16 protein-coding genes are annotated in these 21915 nt (G+C 67.1%); 4 read left to right on the forward strand and 12 right to left on the reverse strand.

Annotation, left to right across the window (positions count from 1 at the left end; all coding sequences use genetic code 11):
- Positions 1-197 precede the first annotated feature (197 nt).
- The 3 genes from HH110_RS03025 to HH110_RS03035 form a co-directional block, all read right to left on the reverse strand.
- Positions 198-1556 carry a TolC family outer membrane protein gene (locus HH110_RS03025; RefSeq protein WP_176988260.1) on the reverse strand — a complete coding sequence of 453 codons (1359 nt, stop codon included), beginning with the start codon at positions 1554-1556 and terminating at the stop codon, positions 198-200.
- Positions 1557-1572: 16 nt separating this feature from the next.
- Positions 1573-2220, reverse strand: a complete 648-nt coding sequence (locus HH110_RS03030; protein ID WP_176988261.1) for a protein-L-isoaspartate O-methyltransferase — start codon at positions 2218-2220, stop codon at positions 1573-1575.
- A gap of 131 nt (positions 2221-2351) precedes the next feature.
- Positions 2352-3017, reverse strand: coding sequence for a TetR/AcrR family transcriptional regulator (locus HH110_RS03035; RefSeq protein WP_176988262.1), 666 nt, complete (start codon positions 3015-3017; stop codon positions 2352-2354).
- 122 nt (positions 3018-3139) lie between these two features.
- On the opposite strand from HH110_RS03035, the gene HH110_RS03040 reads away from it, so the two are divergent.
- From HH110_RS03040 to HH110_RS03050, 3 genes are all read left to right on the forward strand, one after another.
- Positions 3140-4276: an efflux RND transporter periplasmic adaptor subunit gene (locus HH110_RS03040; RefSeq protein ID WP_176988263.1), complete on the forward strand. Its 1137-nt coding sequence runs from the start codon at positions 3140-3142 to the stop codon at positions 4274-4276.
- A gap of 4 nt (positions 4277-4280) precedes the next feature.
- Complete coding sequence (locus HH110_RS03045) at positions 4281-7451, forward strand: efflux RND transporter permease subunit (RefSeq protein WP_176988264.1); 3171 nt, start codon at positions 4281-4283, stop codon at positions 7449-7451.
- Positions 7452-7565: 114 nt separating this feature from the next.
- A complete protein-coding gene (locus HH110_RS03050) occupies positions 7566-8609 on the forward strand; it encodes a hypothetical protein (RefSeq protein ID WP_176988265.1) in 1044 nt (347 codons plus the stop codon).
- A gap of 27 nt (positions 8610-8636) precedes the next feature.
- On the opposite strand, the gene gdhA is transcribed toward HH110_RS03050, so the two are convergent.
- The 9 genes from gdhA to ilvC form a co-directional block, all read right to left on the reverse strand.
- The gene (gene gdhA, locus HH110_RS03055) at positions 8637-9980 is read right to left on the reverse strand and encodes an NADP-specific glutamate dehydrogenase (protein ID WP_176988266.1); all 1344 of its coding nucleotides are present in this window, start codon (positions 9978-9980) and stop codon (positions 8637-8639) included.
- 108 nt (positions 9981-10088) lie between these two features.
- Positions 10089-11150, reverse strand: coding sequence for a 3-isopropylmalate dehydrogenase (gene leuB, locus HH110_RS03060; protein ID WP_019183805.1), 1062 nt, complete (start codon positions 11148-11150; stop codon positions 10089-10091).
- Positions 11140-11718: a 3-isopropylmalate dehydratase small subunit gene (gene leuD, locus HH110_RS03065; protein ID WP_176988267.1), complete on the reverse strand. Its 579-nt coding sequence runs from the start codon at positions 11716-11718 to the stop codon at positions 11140-11142. The genes leuB and leuD overlap by 11 nt, the downstream gene beginning before the upstream one ends.
- Positions 11718-13139, reverse strand: coding sequence for a 3-isopropylmalate dehydratase large subunit (gene leuC / locus HH110_RS03070; RefSeq protein WP_176988268.1), 1422 nt, complete (start codon positions 13137-13139; stop codon positions 11718-11720). Before leuC ends, leuD begins: the two co-directional genes overlap by 1 nt.
- A 39-nt stretch (positions 13140-13178) precedes the next feature.
- Positions 13179-14726 carry a 2-isopropylmalate synthase gene (locus HH110_RS03075; protein ID WP_176988269.1) on the reverse strand — a complete coding sequence of 516 codons (1548 nt, stop codon included), beginning with the start codon at positions 14724-14726 and terminating at the stop codon, positions 13179-13181.
- A 2-nt stretch (positions 14727-14728) separates the two neighbouring features.
- Complete coding sequence (locus tag HH110_RS03080; protein ID WP_176988490.1) at positions 14729-15826, reverse strand: threonine dehydratase; 1098 nt, start codon at positions 15824-15826, stop codon at positions 14729-14731.
- 204 nt (positions 15827-16030) lie between these two features.
- Positions 16031-16285 carry an ACT domain-containing protein gene (locus tag HH110_RS03085; protein WP_019183810.1) on the reverse strand — a complete coding sequence of 85 codons (255 nt, stop codon included), beginning with the start codon at positions 16283-16285 and terminating at the stop codon, positions 16031-16033.
- Complete coding sequence (gene ilvG / locus HH110_RS03090; protein WP_176988270.1) at positions 16269-18002, reverse strand: acetolactate synthase 2 catalytic subunit; 1734 nt, start codon at positions 18000-18002, stop codon at positions 16269-16271. Before ilvG ends, HH110_RS03085 begins: the two co-directional genes overlap by 17 nt.
- Positions 18003-18042: 40 nt before the next feature.
- Complete coding sequence (gene ilvC / locus HH110_RS03095; RefSeq protein ID WP_070473592.1) at positions 18043-19017, reverse strand: ketol-acid reductoisomerase; 975 nt, start codon at positions 19015-19017, stop codon at positions 18043-18045.
- A 659-nt stretch (positions 19018-19676) separates the two neighbouring features.
- On the opposite strand from ilvC, the gene ggt reads away from it, so the two are divergent.
- Positions 19677-21395, forward strand: a complete 1719-nt coding sequence (gene ggt / locus HH110_RS03100; RefSeq protein WP_176988271.1) for a gamma-glutamyltransferase — start codon at positions 19677-19679, stop codon at positions 21393-21395.
- Positions 21396-21915 lie beyond the last annotated feature (520 nt).

A 21915-nucleotide genomic window follows, 5' to 3' on the forward strand; every position in this document is an offset into this window, starting at 1 on the left:
AAGCCATTTTCCACGACAGGTGCCGGGCGGTGGACCGGTTCACGGCGGAGAGTGTGCACGGGCAGTCGTTGCACGCGGCATCCTGCGTGGCGTTGATCGCGTGTGCGCCGCGTGCGGTGTGTCGCGATCGGCATGTTGCACGCAAAAAAAAACCACCCGCAAGCGGGTGGTTTTTCTGTCTCGCCGTGCGCCGTCGATCAGTTGACGGTGGTGCTCGGCGTGGCGGCCTTCTGCGTCAGCAGGCGGTTGATGTCCTGCAGTTCGGCGATGTCCAGCGTGCCGACGGCCTGGCCCAGCTGCAGGCGGTTCTGCAGGAAGGTGTAGCGGGCGTTGGCGTAGTCCAGCTGCGCGGAGAACAGGATGCGCTGGTTCTGGATCACGTCCAGCACGGTACGCGTACCGACTTCCAGGCCGACCTGCGAGGCGTCATAGGCGCTCTGTGCCGAGACCACCGCCAGGCGACGCGCTTCCACTTCGCTGATGCCCGCGACCAGGGTCTGGTAGGCATTGCGGGTGTTGCGGTCCAAGGCACGCTTCTGCTGCTCGTAACCGTCCTGGGCGATGTCGCGCTGGGCCAGGGCCTGGCGCACGCCGGACTGGGTGGCGCCACCGGAGAAGATCGGCACGTTCAAGGTCAGGCCGACGCTGTTGGTGCGACGGTCCGGGCTGAAGCTGTCAGCGCCGACCACATCACCCCAGCTGGCCGACTTGCCGGCGGTGGCACCGAGCGACAGGGTCGGGTAGTGCGCGCCGCGGGCGGCCGAGACGCCGGATTCGGCGGCGTTGACCTTCAGTTCCTGCGCCTTCAGCGCCGGGTTCTGCGCGACGGCTTCGGACACCAGCGTATCGATGGTGGCGTACTTGGCCGGCAGCTCCGGACGGAAATCGGCGGGCAGGGCGCGCAGGTCGGTGACCGGCTGGCCGGTCAGCTCGGTCAGCGCCTGGTAGGCGTCGGCCAGCGTGTTCTGCGCGATGATCGTGTTGGCGCGTGCCTGGTCGTACTGGGCGCGGGCTTCGTGCACGTCGGTGATCGGGGCCAGGCCTACTTCCAGGCGCTTGTCGGCGAAGTCGAACTGCTTCTTCGCCGCCGCTTCGTTGGTCTGCGCGGCCGACAGCGATTCGATGCCCACCAGCACGTTGAAGTACGCCGCCGAGGTGCGCACGATCAGGTCGTCGTTGGCCGAATCCAGGGTGAAGTCGGCCGCCTGGCTCAGCTCGCGCTGCGAACGCAGGTTGGCGAACTGGGTGAAGTTGAAGACCGTCTGGCTGCCGTTGATCGTGTAGTTCCGGCTCTTGGTGGTGAACGAGCTGGAGGTCAGATCATGGTTCGGGTTGGTGCGGGTGCGGTTGAGCGAGGCCTCGCCGTTGAGCTGCGGCAGCAGGGCGGCACGCGCCTGCACGGCGCCTTCCTTGTCGTACAGGCGGGTCGACTCGGCAGCCGAGAGCTGCGGATCGCCATTGCGCGCCATTTCGTAGACCTGCAGCAGGTCGGCGGCAGAGGCGGTCATCGGCAGCAGGGCGGCGGCCAGCGCAAGGGCGAGGGATCGGCGGATCATTGCGGCTTCCTTGGACTCAGAGTTGGAACTGGGGTGCCGGGGCGGCACCGCGCAGGTAATCGATATCGGTTTCGAACAGCGATTCAGTGGTGCCGTCCGCCTTGACCAGCACCGCTTCCATGACCGGCGACAGGCCACGGATCACGAACAGTCGACCGCCGGGACGCAGCCACTGGGTGAAACGTGACGGGATGACATCCACCGCGCCGGTGACGCAGATCGTATCGAAGCGTCGCTCGGTGTCCCAGGTCAGTGCGTCGGCGGTTTCGATGCGGACGTTGTTGCCCAGGCCGGCCGCGTCCAGGCGCGCGCGCGCGGTCGTGGCCAGGTCGGCATCGATTTCCAGGCTCAGCACTTCGCGGGCCAGCTCGCCCATGCAGGCGCTCAGGTAGCCGCTGCCGGTGCCGATTTCCAGCACTTCATCACCCGGCTGCAGATCCAGCGCCTGCAGGGTGCGGCCTTCGATGACCGGCTTCATCATCTTCTGGCCGTTGCCCAGCGGCAGCTCGATATCGGCGTAGGCCAGGGCCCGGTGCGATTCAGCGACGAACGCCTCCCGCGGCAAGCGTGCAAGTACATCGAGCACGCGGATTTCCAGCACATCCCAGGGGCGGATCTGCTGTTCGACCATCAGTTCGCGGGCGTGGGAGTAATCGATCGTCATGAGGTTCTATATCCAGCGCAGTGGGCCGGCCATTTTACCGGTGCCGGGAGCCGGCGGCGCGCTGAGAGCATCGCTGCCGTCGCGCCGGGGTCGCAGTGCCGGAAGTCACCGCGACCTCCGGTCCATTCAGTTTAGTGCCGCCGGGCATACGCCCGCAGGAAAAACTCGACGCTGGCGCTCACGTGGGCGTCGGCATCGCACTCGGCCGGGGCCGGCCGCAACCCGCACATCATATGCGTATGCAGCTCGCCCTTGATCAAGGTCAGGAACTGGATCGCGGCGGTCGGGAAGTCGGTGATCTCCAGCTCGCCGCGGGCGGTACGGGCACGCAGGAACTCGGCCAGCGCATCGGTGGTCCGCTGCGGGCCGGCCAGCCAGAACATCTCGCGGATCCGGTCGTCGGTATCGGGCGACATCATCACCCGCTGCACCGCCACCGCCGCATCGGAGGTGATCAGGCCGAAAAAGGCGTGGCCAATGCCCATCAACTGGTCGCGCAGCGGGCCTTCGATGTCGGTGACGAACAGTTCGTCAGGCAGCATCTCGGCGCACTTGGACTGCACAGCTTCGGTGAACAAGGTCTCTTTGTCGCCGAAATGGCTGTAAACGGTCAGTTTGGAGACGCCTGCCTGGGCGGCGATGCTGTCCATGCTCACGCCGTTGTAGCCTTGGTCGACGAACAGGGATTTCGCTGCCTCGAGGATGGCCGCACGCTTGCCCAGATCCTTCGGGCGCCCCGGTCCGGCGGCCTTGGCGGCCGGCTTGGAGGGCGATGTGGAGGAGGTCGGATCAGTCATCCAATCAATACTAGACCAATCGGTTCGATATTTATACTATACCGGCTGGTTCAATATTGAAGCGTTTGGAACAGAGCGTTTCCAGCCGCTTTTCCCGGGTTACTTTTCAGGTCCAGGATCTCATGAACAACATGCGATGGATGGGTGGTGGGTTGCTGGCGATCGCGCTGGCAGCATGTGGCAAGCAGGACGCCGAGCCGGTGGCGCCGATCCCGGTGCTGGTGGTCCACCCCGGCACCGTGGCCGGACAGGAACTCGCCGCGTTTCCCGGTGAGATCCGGGCCCGCCAGGAGAGCCCGCTGTCGTTCCGGGTCGGGGGCAACCTGATCAAGCGTCATGTCGATGCCGGCCAGCGCGTGCGCAAGGGGCAGCTGCTGGCCGAGCTGGATGCCGCCGACTACGCCTCCCAGGCCAGTGCCTCGCAGGCCCAGCTCGCTGCCGCCGAAGCCGATCTGATCCGCGCCCGCGATGATCAGAAGCGTTACGCGACACTTGCCGAGCAGCAGCTGGTCAGCCAATCCGCGCTGGACAGCCAGACCGCCGCGTTCAAGGCCGCGCAGGGCCAGGCCAATGCCGCCCGCGCGAATCTGGCCGTGGCCCGCAACCAGGCCGAGTACGCGCAGCTGCGCGCGCCGGCCGACGGCGTGATCGCCAGCCGCCAGGCCGAAGCCGGGCAGGTGGTCAGCGCCGGGCAGACCGTGTTCACCCTGGCCGCTGATGGTGGACGCGAAGTCGTGATCGCCCTGCCGGAAAGCAACATCCGCGATTACGAGGTCGGCCAGCCGGTGCAGGTGGAACTGTGGAACCGCCCGGGCCAGCTGCTGGCCGGCACGATCCGTGAGATCGCCCCGGCCGCCGATGCGCAGGCGCGGACCTACGCCGCCCGCGTCAGCCTGGCGCCGGAAGCACTGACCGAAGTAGAGCTGGGCCAGAGCGCACGCGTGTTCGCCGCGGCCGGCCGCCAGGGCACGCTGCAGCTGCCGCTGGCGGCAGTACAGCGCGGCGCCGATGGACGCAGCAGTGTGTGGGTGGTCGATCCGGCCAAGCGCACGTTGAAGGCCACGCCGGTGACGGTCGGGGCGTATGCCGTGGAATCCGTTCCGGTGCTGAGCGGGGTGAACGCGAATGATTGGGTGGTGGCCGCCGGCGGCCACCTGCTGCGCGAGGGCCAGCCGGTGACGGCGGTGGACCGTCAGAACCGCCCGGTGCTGGCACCGGCCGCCCAGCCTGCCGCGCCTGCCACCGGCAAGGGGAACTGATCCCGTGCGCCGCTTCAATCTCTCCGAATGGGCGCTGGGCAACCGGCCACTGGTGCTGTTTGCGATGCTGGCCTTCGCGATCATCGGCGCGTGGTCGTACAAGCACCTGGGCCAGTCCGAGGATCCACCGTTCACCTTCAAAGTGATGGTGGTGCGCACGAATTGGCCTGGCGCGACCGCCGAACAGGTCTCACGCCAGGTCACCGAACCGATCGAAAAAGCCCTGCTGAACACCGGGCAGTACGAGTTCATCCGTTCCTACTCGCGCCCGGGCGAATCGCAGGTGATCTTCGTGGCGCGCGACAGCCTGCGTTCCAAGGCGATTCCCGACCTGTGGTACCAGGTGCGCAAACGCGTGGGCGACATCAAGCCGACCCTGCCGCGCGAAATCGTCGGACCGTTCTTCAACGACGAGTTCGGCGACACCTTCGGCAACATCTACGCGTTGACCGGGCAGGGCTTCGACTACGCGGTGATGCGCGACTACGCCGATCGCATCCAGCTGGAACTGCAGCGCGTGCCCGACGTGGGCAAGATCGAGCTGGAAGGCCTGCAGGACGAGAAGGTCTGGATCGAGCTGTCCAACACCAAGCTGGCCACCCTGGGCGTGTCGCTGCAGCAGGTGCAACAGGCATTGGCCGACCAGAATGCCATTGCCGCCACCAGCTTCTTTGAAACCCCGACCGACCGGGTGCAGCTGCGCGTCTCCGGCCAGTTCCAGAGCGTGGAGGAGATCCGCAGCTTCCCGATCCAGGCCGGCGACCGCACCGTGCACCTGGGCGACATCGCCGAGATCAAACGCGGTTTTGCCGATCCGGCGTCGCCGAAGATGCGCTTCATGGGTGAAGACGCGATCGGCATCGCCGTGGCGATGAAAGACGGCGGCGACATCCTGAAGCTGGGCAGTACCCTGGATGCCGAGTTCGAACGACTGCAGAAGACGCTGCCGGCCGGCATGCAGCTGCGCAAGGTCTCCGACCAGCCGCATGCGGTGGAGGAGTCCGTCGGCGAGTTCGTGCAGGTGCTGACCGAAGCGGTGGTGATCGTGCTGCTGGTGAGCTTCTTCTCGCTCGGCCTGCGCACCGGCCTGGTGGTGGGCGTGACCATTCCGCTGGTGCTGGCGATGACGTTCTTCGTCATGCATTACTTCGGCATCGGCCTGCACAAGATTTCCCTCGGCGCGCTGGTGCTGGCGCTGGGCCTGCTGGTGGACGATGCGATCATCGCGGTGGAGATGATGGCCACCAAGATGGAGCAGGGCTACGACCGCCTGCGTGCGGCCAGCTTCGCGTGGGAGTCGACCGCGTTCCCGATGCTGACCGGCACGCTGATCACCGCGGCCGGCTTCCTGCCGATCGCCACGGCCGCCTCCAGCACGGGCGAATACACCCGCTCGCTGTTCCAGGTGGTGACCATCGCGCTGGTGGTGTCGTGGATCGCCGCGGTGCTGTTCATCCCGTACCTGGGCGACAAGATGTTGCCGGACCTGTTCAACCCGCAGCTGCCCAAGCCGGACAGCCTGGCGGGGCGCTGGCACGCCCGTCGCCTCCGGTGGGCCGACCGCCATCCCGCGTTCGCGCGCTGGATCGCGCCGAAGGTGCATGCGCACGACCACGATCCGTACCAGCGTCCGTTCTACGTGCGCTTCCGCCGTTTCCTCGATGTCTGCCTGCGCCATCGCTGGTGGGTGATCGCTGCCACGGCCGCCCTGTTCGTGTTCTCGTTGCTGATCTTCCGCTTCGTGCCCCAGCAGTTCTTCCCGGATTCGACCCGCCCGGAACTGATGGTGGACATCGAACTGGCCGAGGGTGCCTCGTTGCAGGCGACCCAGGCCCAGGCGGCCAAGCTGGAAAAGCTGCTCAAAGACCGCGAGGGCATCAGCAACTATGTGGCCTACGTCGGCACCGGCTCGCCGCGCTTCTACCTGCCGTTGGACCAGCAGCTGCCGGCCACCAACTTCTCGCAGTTCGTGGTGCTGACTGAAGATGCCAAAGCCCGCGAAGCGACCCGCGACTGGCTGCTCAAGGACGTGATTCCGCAGTTCCCGGACGTGCAGATGCGCGTGACCCGCCTGGAGAACGGCCCGCCGGTCGGCTACCCGGTGCAGATGCGCATCTCCGGCGAGCATATCGCGCAGGTGCAGGCCATTGCCCGGCAGGTGGAAGCCAAGGTGCGCGCAAACCCGCACGTGATGAACGTCAACCTGGACTGGAGCGAGCCGAGCAAAGTGGTACGGCTGGTGATCGACCAGGACCGTGCACGCGCACTGGGTGTGAGCAGCGCGCAGGTGAGCCAGCTACTGGGCACCTCGTTGTCGGGCATGAGCGTGAGCACCTACCGGGAGGGCAACCGCCTGATCGAGATGCTGCTGCGTGGACCGGACAACGAGCGTGTGCGGCTGGACATGCTGGGCAGCCTGGCCATTCCGACCGCCAGCGGCACCTCGGTGACGCTGTCGCAGGTGGCGCGCCTGGAGTACGTGTTCGAGGACGGCATCATCTGGCACCGCAACCGCCTGCCGACGGTGACCGTGCGCGCCGACATTGCCGACGCGAAGCAGCCGCTGGACGTGGTGCAGCAGATCCTGCCGACACTGGAGGGCATCCGTGCCGAGCTGCCGTCCGGCTACCTGCTTGAAACCGGCGGCACGGTGGAGGATTCCACCCGCGGCCAGGATTCGATCAAGGCCGGCATGCCGCTGTTCCTGATCGTGGTGGCCACGCTGCTGATGCTGCAGCTGCGCAGCTTCTCGCGTGCGGCGATGGTGCTGGTCACCGCGCCGCTGGGCATCATCGGCGCGACCCTGTTCCTGCTGCTGTTCCGCGCGCCGTTCGGCTTCGTGGCGCTGCTGGGGACGATCGCGCTGGCCGGCATGATCATGCGCAACTCGGTGATCCTGATCGATCAGATCCAGCAGGACATCGATGCCGGGCATGATCGCTGGCACGCGATCATCGATGCCACCGTGCGCCGCTTCCGCCCGATCGTGCTGACCGCGCTGGCCGCGGTGCTGGCGATGATCCCGCTGTCGCGCAGTGCGTTCTACGGCTCGATGGCGATCTCGATCATGGGCGGCCTGATCGTCGGCACCGTGCTGACCCTGGTGTTCCTGCCGGCGCTGTATGCCGCGTGGTTCCGGGTAAAGCCGGACGAGGCGAAGACCAGCGAAGGCTGAGGGACGATGAAGCCGGCCGATGGCCGGCTTCATTCTTTCGGCGCGACGTGACTGCCTGCCGTCTTCGCGATAGTGGCAAGCGTAAAATGCACATCGGATTCTCTTCGGTCGCGCATGATGCTGCTACGTTTTTTCTCTCCGCTCGCTGCTGCCGCGGCCGTCGCCATGTCGATGGCCGGTGCGCCGCCAGCGCAGGCGAACACCGCTGCCAGCTTCCAGCGCGATCTTATCGAGCTGCTCGAATGCCGCGCCTCACCGGCGGCAATGCAGGCGGTGACGACGTCGCTGCGTGGCGCACTGTACGGAACGCCGCGGGAGCGTCCGGCCCATCTGCAGGGCTGGGGCTTCACGCGCAGCGGTGACGGGGACGACACGACGACTTTCATCGACATGCCGGACGCGTTGACGGTGCACGGCATCACAACGCACCGCGTGGTGGCCGATGACACGGGCTTCTCGATTCCCGTCGACGCCGGGCAGCGTGCGCGCATCGTCAGTGGGAACGGGCTGCGGCTGCGGTCGAGCAACCTGCGTGAGCCGTTCCAGGTCTGGTCGGCACCAGAGGCATCGGGCGATGCGTCATTGCCTGCCGCACTCGTGGTGCGCAGCGATGGGGAGGGCTATCGGGTGGGATGTGACTACCCCGGTCCGATGCGCGAGGCGCGTGTTCCCCCTCGATTGCGGGAGACTGCCTCGGCCAGTGATGTTGGCGCCGCGCTCGAATGTCGGGCGGACGACGCTGCCATGCAGCGCATCGCGAACACGTGGGAGCGTGTTTCGGAACTGTCGCCGCTGGCGTGGCCGGACAATGTCAGCGCGGTGGCCGAGCGTGAGTACGGTGTCGGCGGACAGACGATGTCTCTCCTCGCCGTCACGCTGGACCACCCTGTGATGCTGCAGGGGCTGCCCGTACAGTCGCTCGGCATCGCCCAAGGGGGCTATTTCGCGGCGGACATGGGCGATGCGCCGCTGAAGGCGGTGCTCGATGCCACGCGCCTGGGGGTGGCGGATCGACAGGTAGAGGGGTATTGGATGCGCGAAGCAACGCGGGAGGCGTCCTCCGGATACACGCGCGTGCGGGCATTCAGCGTGATACCCACCGACAGCGGTGCCGTGCTGGCCGGCTGCATGACGAGCGAGGTCCGCTCGGCGGACTGATCGCTGCGCCCGTTCATCGGTCTGCCCTCAGTAAACACCCTGCGCCAGCATCGCGTCGGCCACCTTCACGAAACCGGCGATATTGGCGCCGTCCACGTAGTTCACGCTGCCGTCGGCGCGCTTGCCGTGGCGCACGCAGTTGGCGTGGATGTCCTTCATGATCCCGTGCAGGCGCTCGTCGACATCGGCGTGATGCCAGGACAGGCGCTGCGCGTTCTGGCTCATTTCCAGCCCCGAGGTGGCCACGCCGCCGGCATTGCTGGCCTTGCCCGGTGCGTACAGGGTGCCGGACGCGAGGAAGACGTCCACCGCCTCCAGCGTGGCGGGCATGTTGGCGCCTTCGGCCACGCACAGCACACCGTTGTCGACCAGGGCGCGGGCATCGTCTTCGTCCAGTTCATTCTGGGTGGCGCAGGGCAGGGCGATCTCGGCCGGGATGTGCCAGGGACGCTTGCCCTCCAGGTACTCGAAGCGTTTGTCGTCGGCCAGCTCGGACAAGCAACCACGGCGCTCGTTGCGCAGTTCCACCACCTCCTGCAGCGCCGCTTCATCGAAGCCATCGCGGGCGTACAGCGTGCCGCCGGAATCGGAGAGCGTGAGCACTGTCGCGCCCAGCTCGATGGCCTTGATCGCGGCATGCTGGGCGACGTTGCCGGCGCCGGAAATCAACACCTTCGCGCCATCGGTATCGCGACGGGCATGGTGCAGCATCTGCTCGACGAAGTAGACGGTGCCGAAGCCGGTCGCTTCCGGACGCATCAGGCTGCCACCGTAGGAGAGGCCCTTGCCGGTGAACACGCAGGAGGCATCGTTGGTGATCTTCTTCATCATGCCGGTCATGTAGCCGACCTCGCGCGCGCCGACGCCGATGTCGCCGGCCGGCACGTCAGTATCGGCACCGAGGTGGCGGTGCAGTTCCAGCATCAAGGCCTGGCAGAAGCGCATCACTTCGGCATCGCTGCGGCCTTTCGGATTGAAATCCGCGCCGCCCTTGCCACCGCCCATCGGCAGAGTCGTCAGCGCGTTCTTCAGGGTCTGCTCGAAGGCAAGGAACTTCAGGATTGACTGGTTGACCGACGGATGGAAGCGCATGCCGCCCTTGAACGGGCCTATCGCCGAACTGTGCTGCACGCGCCAGCCGCGATTCACATGGGTCCTGCCGGCGTCATCAGCCCAGGCCACGCGGAACTGGATCACCCGCTCCGGCTCCACCAGCCGCTCCAGCAGCCCTTGTTCGAAGTAGCGGGGATGACGCTCCAGGAACGGCCACAGGCTCTGGATCACTTCTTTCACGGCCTGCAGGAATTCCGGCTGATGCGGATCGCGCTGGGCCACGTGGTTGAGAAATTCGGCAGCGGAACGAGAGTTCAAAGGCTTTCCTTGTTGGGGGCCAGCCGCTGGCAGCGACGTGGCCGACGGGACAGGGAGGCCGTGCGGGATGTACAGACAGGAACGCGGCCTCAGGCCGCGTTCGTACGATCATTGCAGCTTGGCAAGGACCGCGTCGGTGGCTGCGGCGGTACTCACCGCAAAACCCTTGGCGGCAAGATCGGCAGTGAATACGCCGTCATCCAGCACGGCATATACCGCTGCCTCGACCGTAGCAGCCTCTTCGTCCAGCCCCAGTGAATGGCGCAGCAGCATGGCCGCGCTGAAGATGGTGGCGTAGGGATTGGCGATGCCCTTGCCGGCGATGTCCGGCGCGGAGCCGTGGATAGGCTCGTAGATGCCGACCGCACCCGGTTCGCCCAGCGAGGCCGAGGGCAGCAGGCCGAGCGAGCCGGCCAGCATCGAGGCTTCGTCGGTGAGGATGTCGCCGAACATGTTCTCGGTCACGATCACGTCGTACTCGCGCGGCTTGGCCAGCAGGTGCATGGCCATCGAATCGACCAGCTGGTGCTCCAGCGCGATCTCCGGGAATTCTTCGCGGCCGATCCGCGCGGCGACGTCGCGCCACAGGCGCGAGGTTTCCAGCACGTTGGCCTTGTCCACCGAGGTGACCTTGCCGCGTCGGGTCTGTGCCAGCCGGAACGCGGTGCGCATGACGCGCTCGATCTCGCCCACGCTGTAGCTGCACAGGTCGCTGGCGGTGTCGGCGGTGCGGGTCTTCTCACCGAAATAGATGCCGCCGGTCAGTTCCCGCACGACGACGAAGTCCACGCCTTCCAGCAGTTCGGCCTTGATCGGCGAGGCGCCGAGCGCGGCCGCGTGCGTGCGTACCGGACGCAGGTTGGCGTACAGCCCCAGCGCCTTGCGGATCGCCAGCAGGCCTTGTTCCGGCCGGACCTTGGCGTTGGGATCGGACCACTTCGGCCCGCCCACCGCACCGAGCAGGATGGCGTCCGCCTTGCGGCAGGCCTCCAGCGTGGTGGCCGGCAGCGGCTCGCCGTGGCGATCGATGGCGATGCCACCGATGTCGTGTTCCTGGAACCCGAAGGTGTGCCCGAAACGGGTGGCGACGGCCTCCAGCACCGCCACGGCGGCGGCGGCGACTTCCGGACCGATGCCGTCACCCGGCAATACGACAATCTCAGCGTGCATGTTCACTCTCGTAACGTTCAATGTCTGGGGTACGGCCCAACAGATACCCCAATTGGTCCACGCCTTCCAGCAGGCAGGTCTGCGAGAAGCCATCCAGCGGGAAGACATACACGCGCCCATCGGGCGTGCGCAGTTCGCGCGCGGCCACATCGATGGTCAGTGCGTCATCCGGGCGCTGCATCAGCGTCTGCACATCGGCTTCGTCCAGCACGATCGGCAGCAGGCCGTTCTTCAGCGAATTGCCGCGGAAGATGTCGGCGATCTCGCTGCTGACGATGGCGCGCAGGCCCAGGTCGGTCAGTGCCCACGGTGCATGCTCACGCGACGAGCCGCAGCCGAAGTTGCGCCCGGCCAGCAGGATGCTGCGGCCGGCGTTGTGCGGCTGGTTGAAGGCGAACGCCGGGTTCGGCACGCCCTCGCTCTGCCAGCGCCAATCATTGAAGGCGTACTTGCCCAGGCCGACGCGTTCGGTGGTGGACAGAAAGCGCGCCGGAATGATCTGGTCGGTATCGATGTTGGTCTCGCGCAGCACCACGCTGGTCGAGGTCAGGGTACGGAAGCCGCTCATCAGGCCACCTCCAGCGTGGCATACAGTTCGCGTGGGTCGGCCACGCGGCCGTTCACCGCGGCCCAGGCGGCCGTCATCGGCGAGGCCAGCAGGGTGCGCGAACCGGGCCCTTGGCGGCCTTCGAAATTGCGGTTGCTGGTGCTGACCGCCAGTTGGCCCGGCGCGACCAGATCGCCGTTCATGGCGATGCACATCGAGCAGCCCGGCTCGCGCCATTCGGCACCGGCCGCGCGCACGATCACATCGATGCCTTCGGCTTCGGCCTGGCGCTTGACGATTTCCGAGCCCGGCACCACCAGCATGCGCACGCTCGGGGCGACGCGGCGGCCCTGCAGCACCTGCGCCACTTCGCGCATGTCGCTCAGGCGGCCGTTGGTGCAGGAGCCGACGAAGACCACATCCACCGGCGTGCCGGCCAGGGTCTGCCCGGCGTGGAAGTGCATGTAGTCCAGGCCCTTCTGCGCGGCAGCGTCGTTGGCGGCCGGAATCGGCTGGTCCACGGCGATGGCGGTACCGGGGTGGGTGCCCCAGGTCAGGGTCGGGCGGATGTCGGCGGCCTCGATGTGGACCTCCACGTCGAAGCGCGCACCGGCATCGCTGCGCAGCTGCGACCACGCGTTGACGGCGGCATCGAAGTCGGCGCCCTTGGGGCCACGCGGGGTGGCGGCCACCCAGTCGAAGGTGATCTGGTCGGGGGCGACCATGCCGGCACGCGCGCCAGCTTCGATGGACATGTTGCACAACGTCATGCGCTGCTCCATGTCCATCGCTTCGATCGCGCTGCCGCGGAACTCCAGCACATGACCGGTGCCGCCGTTGACGCCGATCACTCCGATGATGTGCAGCACCACATCCTTGGCACCGACGCCCTGGGCCAGCACGCCATCGACCGTGATGGCCATGGTCCTGGCTTTGCGCTGCAGCAGGCACTGGGTGGCCAGCACATGGCCGACCTCGCTGGTGCCGATACCAAAGGCCAGTGCGCCGAACGCCCCGTGCGTGGAGGTGTGGCTGTCGCCGCAGACGATGGTCATGCCCGGCTGGGTGAAGCCCTGCTCGGGGGCGATCACGTGCACGATGCCGCGGCTGGCCGACTGCAGGTCGAACAGTTCGATGCCATGTTCCGCGCAGTTGGCGGCCAGCATCGCCACCTGTGCTTCGGAGGCGGCGCTGGCGTAGGGCAGCTTGCCGTCGGCACCGGCCGGCAGGGTCGGGGTGGAGTGGTCCATCGTCGCCTTGGTCCGGTCCGGCCGGCGCGGGGAGAGGCCGCGCTCGCGCAGTTCGGTGAAGGCCTGCGGGGAGGTCACTTCATGGATCAGGTGCAGGTCGATGTACAGCACGGCGGGCGCGCTGTCGGTCTCGGGAACGACGACGTGGGCATCCCACAGTTTGTCGTACAGGGTGCGGGGAGCTGGGGTCATGGACTGGCCTTGCTGCGGTTCGGGGTGCTTCATGGGTGCTCAGGCCGCGGCGGTGGCCGCGGGCTGTTCGGTCGTCGCGTTGCGCTGGCGCAGCAGGCGGTTGGCCACTTCCAGCCACGCCAGCGCGGAGGCTTCGATGATGTCGCGGCTGGTGCCGGTGCCTTCGTACTCCACGCCCTCGTGGCGCACGCTCAGGTTGGCTTCGCCGCGCGCATCGGCGCCGATGCCCACACTGTGCACGTGGTAGCTGTCCAGCATCAACTGCACGCCGGTGGCGGCCGACAGTGCACCGAACAACGCATCGACCGGACCATCGCCCTGCGCCGTCTCGGCGACGCGGTTGCCCTCCGGGTCGGACAGCTCGACCAGGGCATTGGCGCGGCTGCCGACATCGCTGATCGTCATCGAGGCCAGGCGGTAGCCGTTCTGGGTGGCGCTGCCCTGCATCAGGGTCTGCAGGTCGGCATCGGTCACCACGCGCTGCTGCTCGCACAGCGCCTTGAACTGCTCGAAGACCAGCTTCAGTTCTTCCTCTTCCAGCCAGAAGCCCAGCGCACGCAGGCGCTGGTCGACCGCGGCGCGGCCACTGTGGCGGCCCAGCACCATCTGCGAGGACTCCCAGCCCACGTCCTCCGGACGCATGATTTCGTAGGTGCCACGGTGGCGCAGCATGCCGTGCTGGTGGATGCCCGACTCATGCGCGAAGGCGTTGGCGCCGACGATCGCCTTGTTGCGCTGGACCGGCATGCCGACCAGGCGCTGCAGCAGCTGCGAGGTGCCGACGATGCGCGGCGTATTGATCCGCGTGTCTTCTTCGTAGAAGGCGTTGCGTACCTTCAGCACCATGGCGATCTCTTCCAGCGAGCAGTTGCCCGCGCGCTCGCCGATGCCGTTGATGGTGCATTCGACCTGGCGCGCGCCGCCTTCGATGGCGGCCAGCGAGTTGGCCACGGCCAGGCCCAGATCGTTGTGGCAGTGCGCGCTGAAGATGATGCGGTCGCTGTCCGGCACGCCGGCGATCACGCGCTGGAACATCCCGCGGATCTCTTCCGGCGTGGTGAAGCCCACGGTATCGGGCAGGTTGATGGTGGTCGCGCCGGCGGCCACGGCCACGCGGGCGACCTCGATCAGGAAGTCCTCCTCGGTGCGCGTGGCGTCTTCCGCGGAAAACTCGACGTCATCCACATAGCCACGGGCCAGGCTGACGTGCCTGTGCACCGATTCCAGCACCTGCTCGCGGCTCATGCGCAGCTTGTGCTCGCGATGCAGCGGGCTGGTCGACAGGAAGACATGCAGGCGCGCGTTCGCCGCGGCCTCCAGCGCCTTGGCCGAGGTTTCGATGTCGGCGGCCAGGCAGCGCGACAGCACGGCCAAGGTCGGGCGGCGCACTTCGCGGGCGATCATCGCCATGGCTTCGCGGTCCGACTGGGAGCTGGCCGGGAAGCCGGTTTCCATGACATCCACGCCCAGTTCGTCCAGCGCGCGGGCCATCACCAGCTTCTGCTGCGGGCTCATGCTGCAGCCGGGCGATTGCTCGCCATCGCGCAGGGTGGTGTCGAAAATTCTAATTCGGGGGGAGTTGGGCATGGTCACCAGGAGGTCTCCTCGACAGCAATGTCGGATGGAATGGCAGAGGTAGGAATCGAAACGGATATCGGGGGTGTCGCGAGCACGGTGGGTAGGGGCGGGCGTGTTCGCTCGCTGGCGCGGCGGCGCGGTTTGCGCGGGGGACGGGGGCGGATGTCGGCCAGCAGCTGGGCCAGTACCAGTGCATCGATGTTGCCGCCGGAGACCACCGCGCACTTGCGTTTGCCGGCCACGCGGCGGCCGGCGGCCAGCGCCAGCGCACCAGCCCCTTCGGCGATCACGTGTTCTTCCAGCGCCAGCCGCACCAGGGTTTCGCGCAGCTCGGCTTCACGCACGATCACCACGTCGTCCAGCAGCGCACTGCAGAGCCGGCGGGTCAGGAAACCGGGGATCTTTACCTTGACGCCGTCGGCCAGGGTGGCGACCGGGGCGATCTCGCGTACGTCGCCGCGCATGGCGCGGGCCATCGAATCGACGCCCTCGACCTGCGCACCGACGATACGCACGCCCTGCGATTTCAGCGCCAGCGCCACGCCGGACGCCAATCCACCGCCGCCGATCGGCACGATCACCACGTCCGGTGCGTGCGGCGCCAGCTCGATGCCCAGGGTGCCCTGGCCGGCGATCACGTCGGGGTCGTCGAAGGCGGACAGGAAGCGGTAGCCATGCTGGTCGGCCAGCGCGCGGGCGAAGGCGTAAGCCTCGTCGTAGCTCTCCCCGTGCTGGCGGACGGTGGCGCCCCAATGCGCCACGCCGGCGATCTTGGTGGCCGGCGCGCCGTGCGGCATCACCGTGATCGCGGGGATGTTCAAGCGGTAGGCGGCCCAGGCCACGCCCTGGGCGTGGTTGCCGGCCGAGGCACAGATGACCGGGCGGTCATCGCCGCGTTCACGGCCGGCCAGCAGGGCGTTCAGTGCGCCGCGTACCTTGTAGGAGCCGGTGCGCTGCAGGTTCTCCAGCTTCAGCCACACGCCGAAGCGCTCGGCGTAATGCAGCGGCGTGGGCGGCAGGAAGCGGCGCAGCCGTGCCTGCGCGGCCAGCACATCGGCGACGCTTACGTCGCCTACATCCGGTTCCTGCGGGGTACGGCTAGCCGGCATCATGCACCCGGCCATGGTGATCGTCGCGGAGCGACGCGCGCTGCCACGGCGCACGGTGCGACGTCGTGCCTCCTGCAGCGCGGTGCGACGTTGTGCATCCTGCAGCGCGGTGCGACGTTGTGCATCCTGCACGCGCACCATTTGCACATCCATGTGCTGCAAGAAGACACCTCCGTACCGGCACCGATGCAACGGTGCGGGCGTTCATGCGGATACTCCGGGTTCCAGCGCGCTGATGCGCACCGAAACACAGTCGTAGATCTTCTCGATCTGGCGGCGCAGCGTTTCCGGCGGACGCGTGCTGTCCACCACCAGCTGCAGGTGCCAGCGGCCGTCATCGGCGGCATTGGGCGCACCGGCGATCGCGCGCGGCGCGAAGCCGCGGCGTTCGGCCATGCCGATCACGCGCAGCAGCGCGCCTTCGGCGGGGGTCAGCACCAGGTCAAGCCGGTATTGCATTGGGGAACTCCTGGGACTGATGGGCGGGGTTGCTTTCCAGCATCGTGCTGTTGGCGTTGTTGGGCGGCACCAGCGGCCACACGTTGGCACGCGCATCGATGGCGACATGCAGCAGCGCCGGGCCGGGCTGGGCCAGCATCGCGGCCAGGCCACCTTCGACATCGTCACGTGCTTCGATGCGCGTGGCCGGAATGCCGAACACCTGGGCCAGCGCGGCGAAGTCCGGGTTGTCGGACAGATCGATCTCGCTGTAGCGCTCGGCGAAGAACAGCTCCTGCCACTGGCGGACCATGCCCAGCGAGCTGTTGTCCAGCAGCACGATCTTCACCGGCAGGCGGCAGCGGGCGATGGTGACCAGCTCCTGCACGTTCATCATGAAACTGCCGTCACCGGAGACCAGCACCACGGTGCGGTCGGGGCAGGCGAACTGCGCGCCCATCGCCGCCGGCAGGCCAAAGCCCATGGTGCCCAGCGCGCCGCTGGTCAGGTGGTTGCGCGGGTGGTTGAAGCGGCAATGCTGGGCGACCCACATCTGATGCTGGCCGACATCGCAGGCGATGATCGCGTCGCTCGGCGCCAGCTCGCTCAGGCGCTTCAGCAGCGCCGGGGCGTAGATGTGCTTGCCCGGTGCGTCGTAGCGCGGGGCGAAGCGTTCACGATGGCCCTGGCAGCGCTGGCGCCAGGCGTCCTGCGCGGCCGGTACCGTGGCGGCCGCCGTCAGCGCACGCAATGCGGTGCCGACGTTGCCGGGCACCGCGATGTCGGCGGTGCGCAGTTTGGAGATCTCGTAGGCATCGGCATCGATGTGCACGACGCGCGCAAACGGGGCGAACTCGTTCAACTTTCCGGTGGCGCGGTCATCGAACCGCGCGCCGACCACGACCAGCAGATCGCTTTCCTGCACGGCCATGTTGGCCGCGCGGGTGCCGTGCATGCCCAGCATGCCCAGGTAATGCGGATGCTGCGGCGGCAGCGCACCCAGCCCGCGCAGGGTCAGCACGGTCGGAATACGGGTCGCCTCGACGAAGGCACGGAAGTCCTCCACCGCATCGCCCAGCGCCACCCCACCACCGGCATAGATCACCGGCTTCTCTGCCTCGGCGATCGCCGCGATGGTCTGCGCGATGGCCTCGTCCTGCGGTGCAGGCGGTGCCACCACGGTGGAGGGCACGTGGTCGGGCAGGTGCGACGCATCGGCCACCTGCACGTCCTTGGGCAGATCGATCAGCACCGGGCCGGGACGGCCCTCGCGGGCGATCCGGAACGCATCGGCAACCACCTGCGGCAGGTCTTCGACGCGGCGCACCAGCCAGCTGTGCTTGACGATCGGCAGGGTCAGCCCGAACACGTCCAGTTCCTGGAACGCGTCGGTGCCCAGCAGCGGGGTGGCGACCTGGCCGGTGATGCAGACCATCGGCACCGAATCCAGCATCGCGTCGGCGATGCCGGTGACCAGGTTGGAGGCGCCCGGGCCGGAAGTGGCGACGCAGACGCCGACCCGGCCACTGGCGCGGGCGAAGCCGTTGGCGGCCAGGGCCGCGCCCTGCTCGTGGCGGACCAGGATGTGCTTCAGCCCGGAATCCACCAGGGCGTCATAGAACGGCATGATGGTGCCGCCCGGATAGCCGAACAGCGTATGCACGCCCTCGGCTTCCAGGGCCTGCGTCAACCAGCGTGCGCCGTTGCGGGGCGCGGTGCTGTGGGCGGAGGTATTCATGCGGTGACCTTTACGAAAGCGGGTGGGGGAGCCGCGCGTTTTACGCGGCTTGACTTTGCAACCAGACCATCTTGGCGCGCAGTTCCTTGCCTACCTTCTCGATCGGGTGCTCCAGGTCGGCCTGCTTGAATTTGTTGTAGTTCGGCAGGCCCGCTTCGTATTCGGCGACCCAGTTCTTGGTGAAGGTGCCGTTCTGGATATCGGTCAGCACGTCCTTCATGCGCGCCTTGGTGCCGGCATCGATCACGCGCGGGCCACTGACGTAGTCGCCGTACTGCGCGGTCTCGGAGATGAATTCCAGCATGCGGGTGATGCCGCCTTCGTAGAACAGGTCCACGATCAGCTTCAGTTCGTGCAGCACTTCGTAGTAAGCGATCTCCGGCTGGTAGCCGGCTTCGACCAGGGTTTCGAAACCGGCCTGCACCAGGGCCGAGGCACCGCCGCACAGCACCGCCTGTTCGCCGAACAGATCGGTTTCGGTCTCTTCCTTGAAGGTGGTCTGGATCAGGTTGGCGCGGGCGCCACCCAGGCCACCGGCGTAGGCGAGGGCGAACTCGGCGGCCTTGCCGCTCTTGTCCTGGTAGACCGCCCAGATGCACGGCACGCCGCGGCCGATCTCGTACTCGCGACGGACCAGCGCACCCGGGCCCTTCGGCGCGACCAGCACCACGTCCAGATCCTCGCGCGGTTTGATCATGTCGAAATGCACGTTCAGGCCATGCGCGAACAGCAGCACCGCCCCCTGTTTCATGTTCGGCGCAAGCACGTCTTCGTAGAGCTTCTTCTGCACCATGTCCGGGGTCAGCACGGCGACCAGGTCGGCGTCCTTGACCGCTTCGGCCGGGGCTTTGACGGTGAAGCCGTCGGCCTGGGCCTTGACCTCGGTCGGACCGCCCGGGCGCAGCCCGACGACGACATCGAAGCCGGATTCACGCAGATTCAGCGCGTGCGCGCGGCCCTGGCTGCCGTAGCCGACAACAGCGATCTTGATCTGGGGCAGGTCGTTGGTGCTCATGGGGGAGGTCCTTTGGAGGCAAGAAAAAAAGAGGGCCGACGGTCAGCGACGCGTCGGCCCATCAGGGGAAGGGGGGGCGCCGGCCTGGCCGCGACCACACGCCAACGCACCCGCCGTGGGGGCGGTGGGCATCGGCTGGCTCGCGGTGGGCTGGCGGGTCATGGTGGAAGGCAGCTCGGAGGGGAGGATGGAAATCGAAGGGTTCTGAAACGAAAAAACCCGCACCTGGTCGGGTGCGGGTTTTGATGGATACCTGGCAGTCTTGCTTACACGCCGGTCCGTCCCGCACCTGTTGGTTGGGTAATAAGTACGAGGACGAGAAGCGAATGGACGGAGGCCGCGCCGTGGTCGGCGTGCTCGGTGGATTCGCGGGTGGCTGTGCGCTGCAACATGAGATCGAGAAAACCACACGGGTTTTGGCGGTGTCAACCCTGGGAACGCAATTTCCATCAGTTTCGCCTGCATCCACTGCAAGCCCCCGCCCTGCAAGGATGGTTGCGGTTGAAAGCGTTCGGGTGAACCGGAATTCAGCATTTTGGGGCGCCGTTCTGCGCGGATTTGAGGCCTCGTTACGCCGGCACATGACCATGGTGGGATGTCATCTGGGGGCATCTGCCGCCACCATCGGGGGGCTGCTACCACCCATCAGGAACCACCCCGTGTCCTCACGCCTTGCCCGCGGCCTGCTCGCCGCCGCCGTCCTGTGTACGCTGCCCGTCGCCGCGATCGCCGCCGACCGGATCACCGGCCACACCTTCGCCACCCGCTCGGAGGTGATCGCCCCGCACGCGATGGCCGCCACCTCCCAGCCCCTTGCCACGCAGATCGCGCTGGACGTGATGAAGTCCGGCGGCTCGGCGGTCGATGCCGCGATCGCCGCCAATGCCGCGCTCGGCTTGATGGAGCCGACCGGCAACGGCGTCGGCGGTGACCTGTTCGCGATCGTGTGGGACCCCAGGACGCAGAAGCTCTACGGTTACAACGGCTCGGGCCGCTCGCCGAAGTCGCTGACCCTGGCCGAGTTCCAGCGCCGCGGGCTCAAGGAGATCCCGGCCACGGGTCCGCTGCCGGTCTCGGTGCCCGGCGCGGTCGACGGCTGGTTCGCCCTGCACGAACGCTTCGGCCGCAAGCCGATGGCCGACAACCTCGCCCCGGCGATCCGCTACGCCCGCGAAGGCCACCCGGTCGCCGAGGTCATCGCCTACTACTGGGACCGCTCGGTCCCGCGGCTGTCCAAGTATCCCGGCTTCACCGAGCAGTTCACGATCGATGGCCATGCCCCGCGCAAGGGCGAGCTGTGGAAGAACCCGAACCTGGCGCACACCCTCGAGCAGATTGCCCAGGGCGGCCGCGACGCCTTCTACAAGGGTGACATTGCCCGCACCATCGGTACCTACTTCAAGGCCAACGGCGGCTACCTGAGCTACGACGACCTGGCCAGCCATCATGGCGAGTGGGTCGAGCCGGTGAGCAGCAATTACCGCGGCTACGATGTGTGGGAGCTGCCGCCGAACAGCCAGGGCATCGCCGCGCTGCAGATCCTCAACGTGCTGGAAGGCTACGACTTCTCGAAGATTCCCTTCGGTTCACCCGAACATGTGCATCTGTTCGTGGAGGCCAAGAAGCTGGCCTTCGCCGACCGTGCGCGCTTCTACACCGACCCGGCCTTCCATCCGGCGCCGGTCGATAGACTGATTTCCAAGGGTTACGCCGCCGAGCGCCGCAAACTGATTTCGATGGACAAGGCCCTGAGCGAAGTGCAGCCGGGCACGCCGAAGCAGCTGAAGGAGGGCGACACGATTTACCTGACCGTCGCCGATGCAGACGGCATGATGGTCTCGCTGATCCAGTCCAATTACCGCGGCATGGGCAGCGGCATGGCGCCCCCGGGCCTGGGCTTCATCCTGCAGGACCGCGGCGAGATGTTCGTGCTGCAGAAGGATCACCCGAATGGCTATGCCCCGGGCAAGCGGCCGTTCCAGACGATCATCCCGGGTTTCGTCACCAAGGATGGCAAGCCGTGGATGAGCTTCGGGGTGATGGGCGGTGCGATGCAGCCGCAGGGGCATGCGCAGATCGTGATGAACATGGTCGACTTCGGGATGAATCTGCAGGAAGCGGGTGACGCGCCGCGCATCCAGCATGAGGGGTCGACGGAGCCGACCGGGCAGGCGACGGCGATGAGCGACGGGGGCGAGGTGAATCTGGAAACCGGCTTCCCGTATGAGACGGTGCGCGCGCTGATGCGCAAGGGCCACCGGGTGGTGTTCGCGGATGGTCCGTACGGTGGGTATCAGGCGATCCTGCGTGATCCGGAGACCGGGGTGTACTACGGCGCTTCGGAGAGCCGCAAGGATGGGCAGGCTGCGGGGTACTGATTCTCTCGTGCTCCACAGCGCCGGCCGCCGGCCGCTGGTCGGCAGGAGCGCAGGGCAGTGCGCAGGGCAGAAGCGTAGAGCAGGGCGGAAGCGTAGAGCAGGGCGCGTTCGAGGGTGGGGGTAGTGGGCCGGCCTGGGTGGGTTTGCGGGACACGCCGTGAATCCATCCATGGAGGCTCATGTCGCCGCATCCATGCGGCTCATGGTCCCGCCGACCCACCCTGGCCGACCCACCCACAGTGGGTCGGTGCGCATGGCAAAAGCGGTAGAGCCACGCCATGCGTGGCTGCTCTTCTCGTGCAATGATCCGACGTAGAGCCACGCCATGCGTGGCTGCTCTTCTCGTGCAATGATCCGACGTAGAGCCACGCCATGCGTGGCTGCTTTTCCTCAACCAGGATCCAAGGCGTCAGATGCACGCTGCGACACCGAGCTTCGCCCGGCGGCTCTCCCCAACACCACCTTGAAACCGTGAGCGGGACGGGGCGGGTGGGTTGTCGGGACCATGAGCGCCATGGAT

The organism is Stenotrophomonas sp. SAM-B, assembly GCF_013387485.1.
Classification (GTDB): Bacteria; Pseudomonadota; Gammaproteobacteria; order Xanthomonadales; family Xanthomonadaceae; genus Stenotrophomonas; species Stenotrophomonas maltophilia_AA.

Excerpts from the sequence above, each read along its gene's own strand:
- HH110_RS03025 (WP_176988260.1), bottom strand. The coding sequence starts at position 1,556 with ATGATCCGCCGATCCCTCGCCCTTGCGCTGGCCGCCGCCCTGCTGCCG.
- HH110_RS03030 (WP_176988261.1), bottom strand. The coding sequence starts at position 2,220 with ATGACGATCGATTACTCCCACGCCCGCGAACTGATGGTCGAACAGCAG.
- HH110_RS03035 (WP_176988262.1), bottom strand. The coding sequence starts at position 3,017 with ATGACTGATCCGACCTCCTCCACATCGCCCTCCAAGCCGGCCGCCAAG.
- HH110_RS03040 (WP_176988263.1), top strand. The coding sequence starts at position 3,140 with ATGAACAACATGCGATGGATGGGTGGTGGGTTGCTGGCGATCGCGCTG.
- HH110_RS03050 (WP_176988265.1), top strand. The coding sequence starts at position 7,566 with ATGATGCTGCTACGTTTTTTCTCTCCGCTCGCTGCTGCCGCGGCCGTC.
- leuB (WP_019183805.1), bottom strand. The coding sequence starts at position 11,150 with ATGCACGCTGAGATTGTCGTATTGCCGGGTGACGGCATCGGTCCGGAA.
- leuD (WP_176988267.1), bottom strand. The coding sequence starts at position 11,718 with ATGAGCGGCTTCCGTACCCTGACCTCGACCAGCGTGGTGCTGCGCGAG.
- leuC (WP_176988268.1), bottom strand. The coding sequence starts at position 13,139 with ATGACCCCAGCTCCCCGCACCCTGTACGACAAACTGTGGGATGCCCAC.
- HH110_RS03075 (WP_176988269.1), bottom strand. The coding sequence starts at position 14,726 with ATGCCCAACTCCCCCCGAATTAGAATTTTCGACACCACCCTGCGCGAT.
- HH110_RS03080 (WP_176988490.1), bottom strand. The coding sequence starts at position 15,826 with ATGCCGGCTAGCCGTACCCCGCAGGAACCGGATGTAGGCGACGTAAGC.
- HH110_RS03085 (WP_019183810.1), bottom strand. The coding sequence starts at position 16,285 with ATGCAATACCGGCTTGACCTGGTGCTGACCCCCGCCGAAGGCGCGCTG.
- ilvG (WP_176988270.1), bottom strand. The coding sequence starts at position 18,002 with ATGAATACCTCCGCCCACAGCACCGCGCCCCGCAACGGCGCACGCTGG.
- ilvC (WP_070473592.1), bottom strand. The coding sequence starts at position 19,017 with ATGAGCACCAACGACCTGCCCCAGATCAAGATCGCTGTTGTCGGCTAC.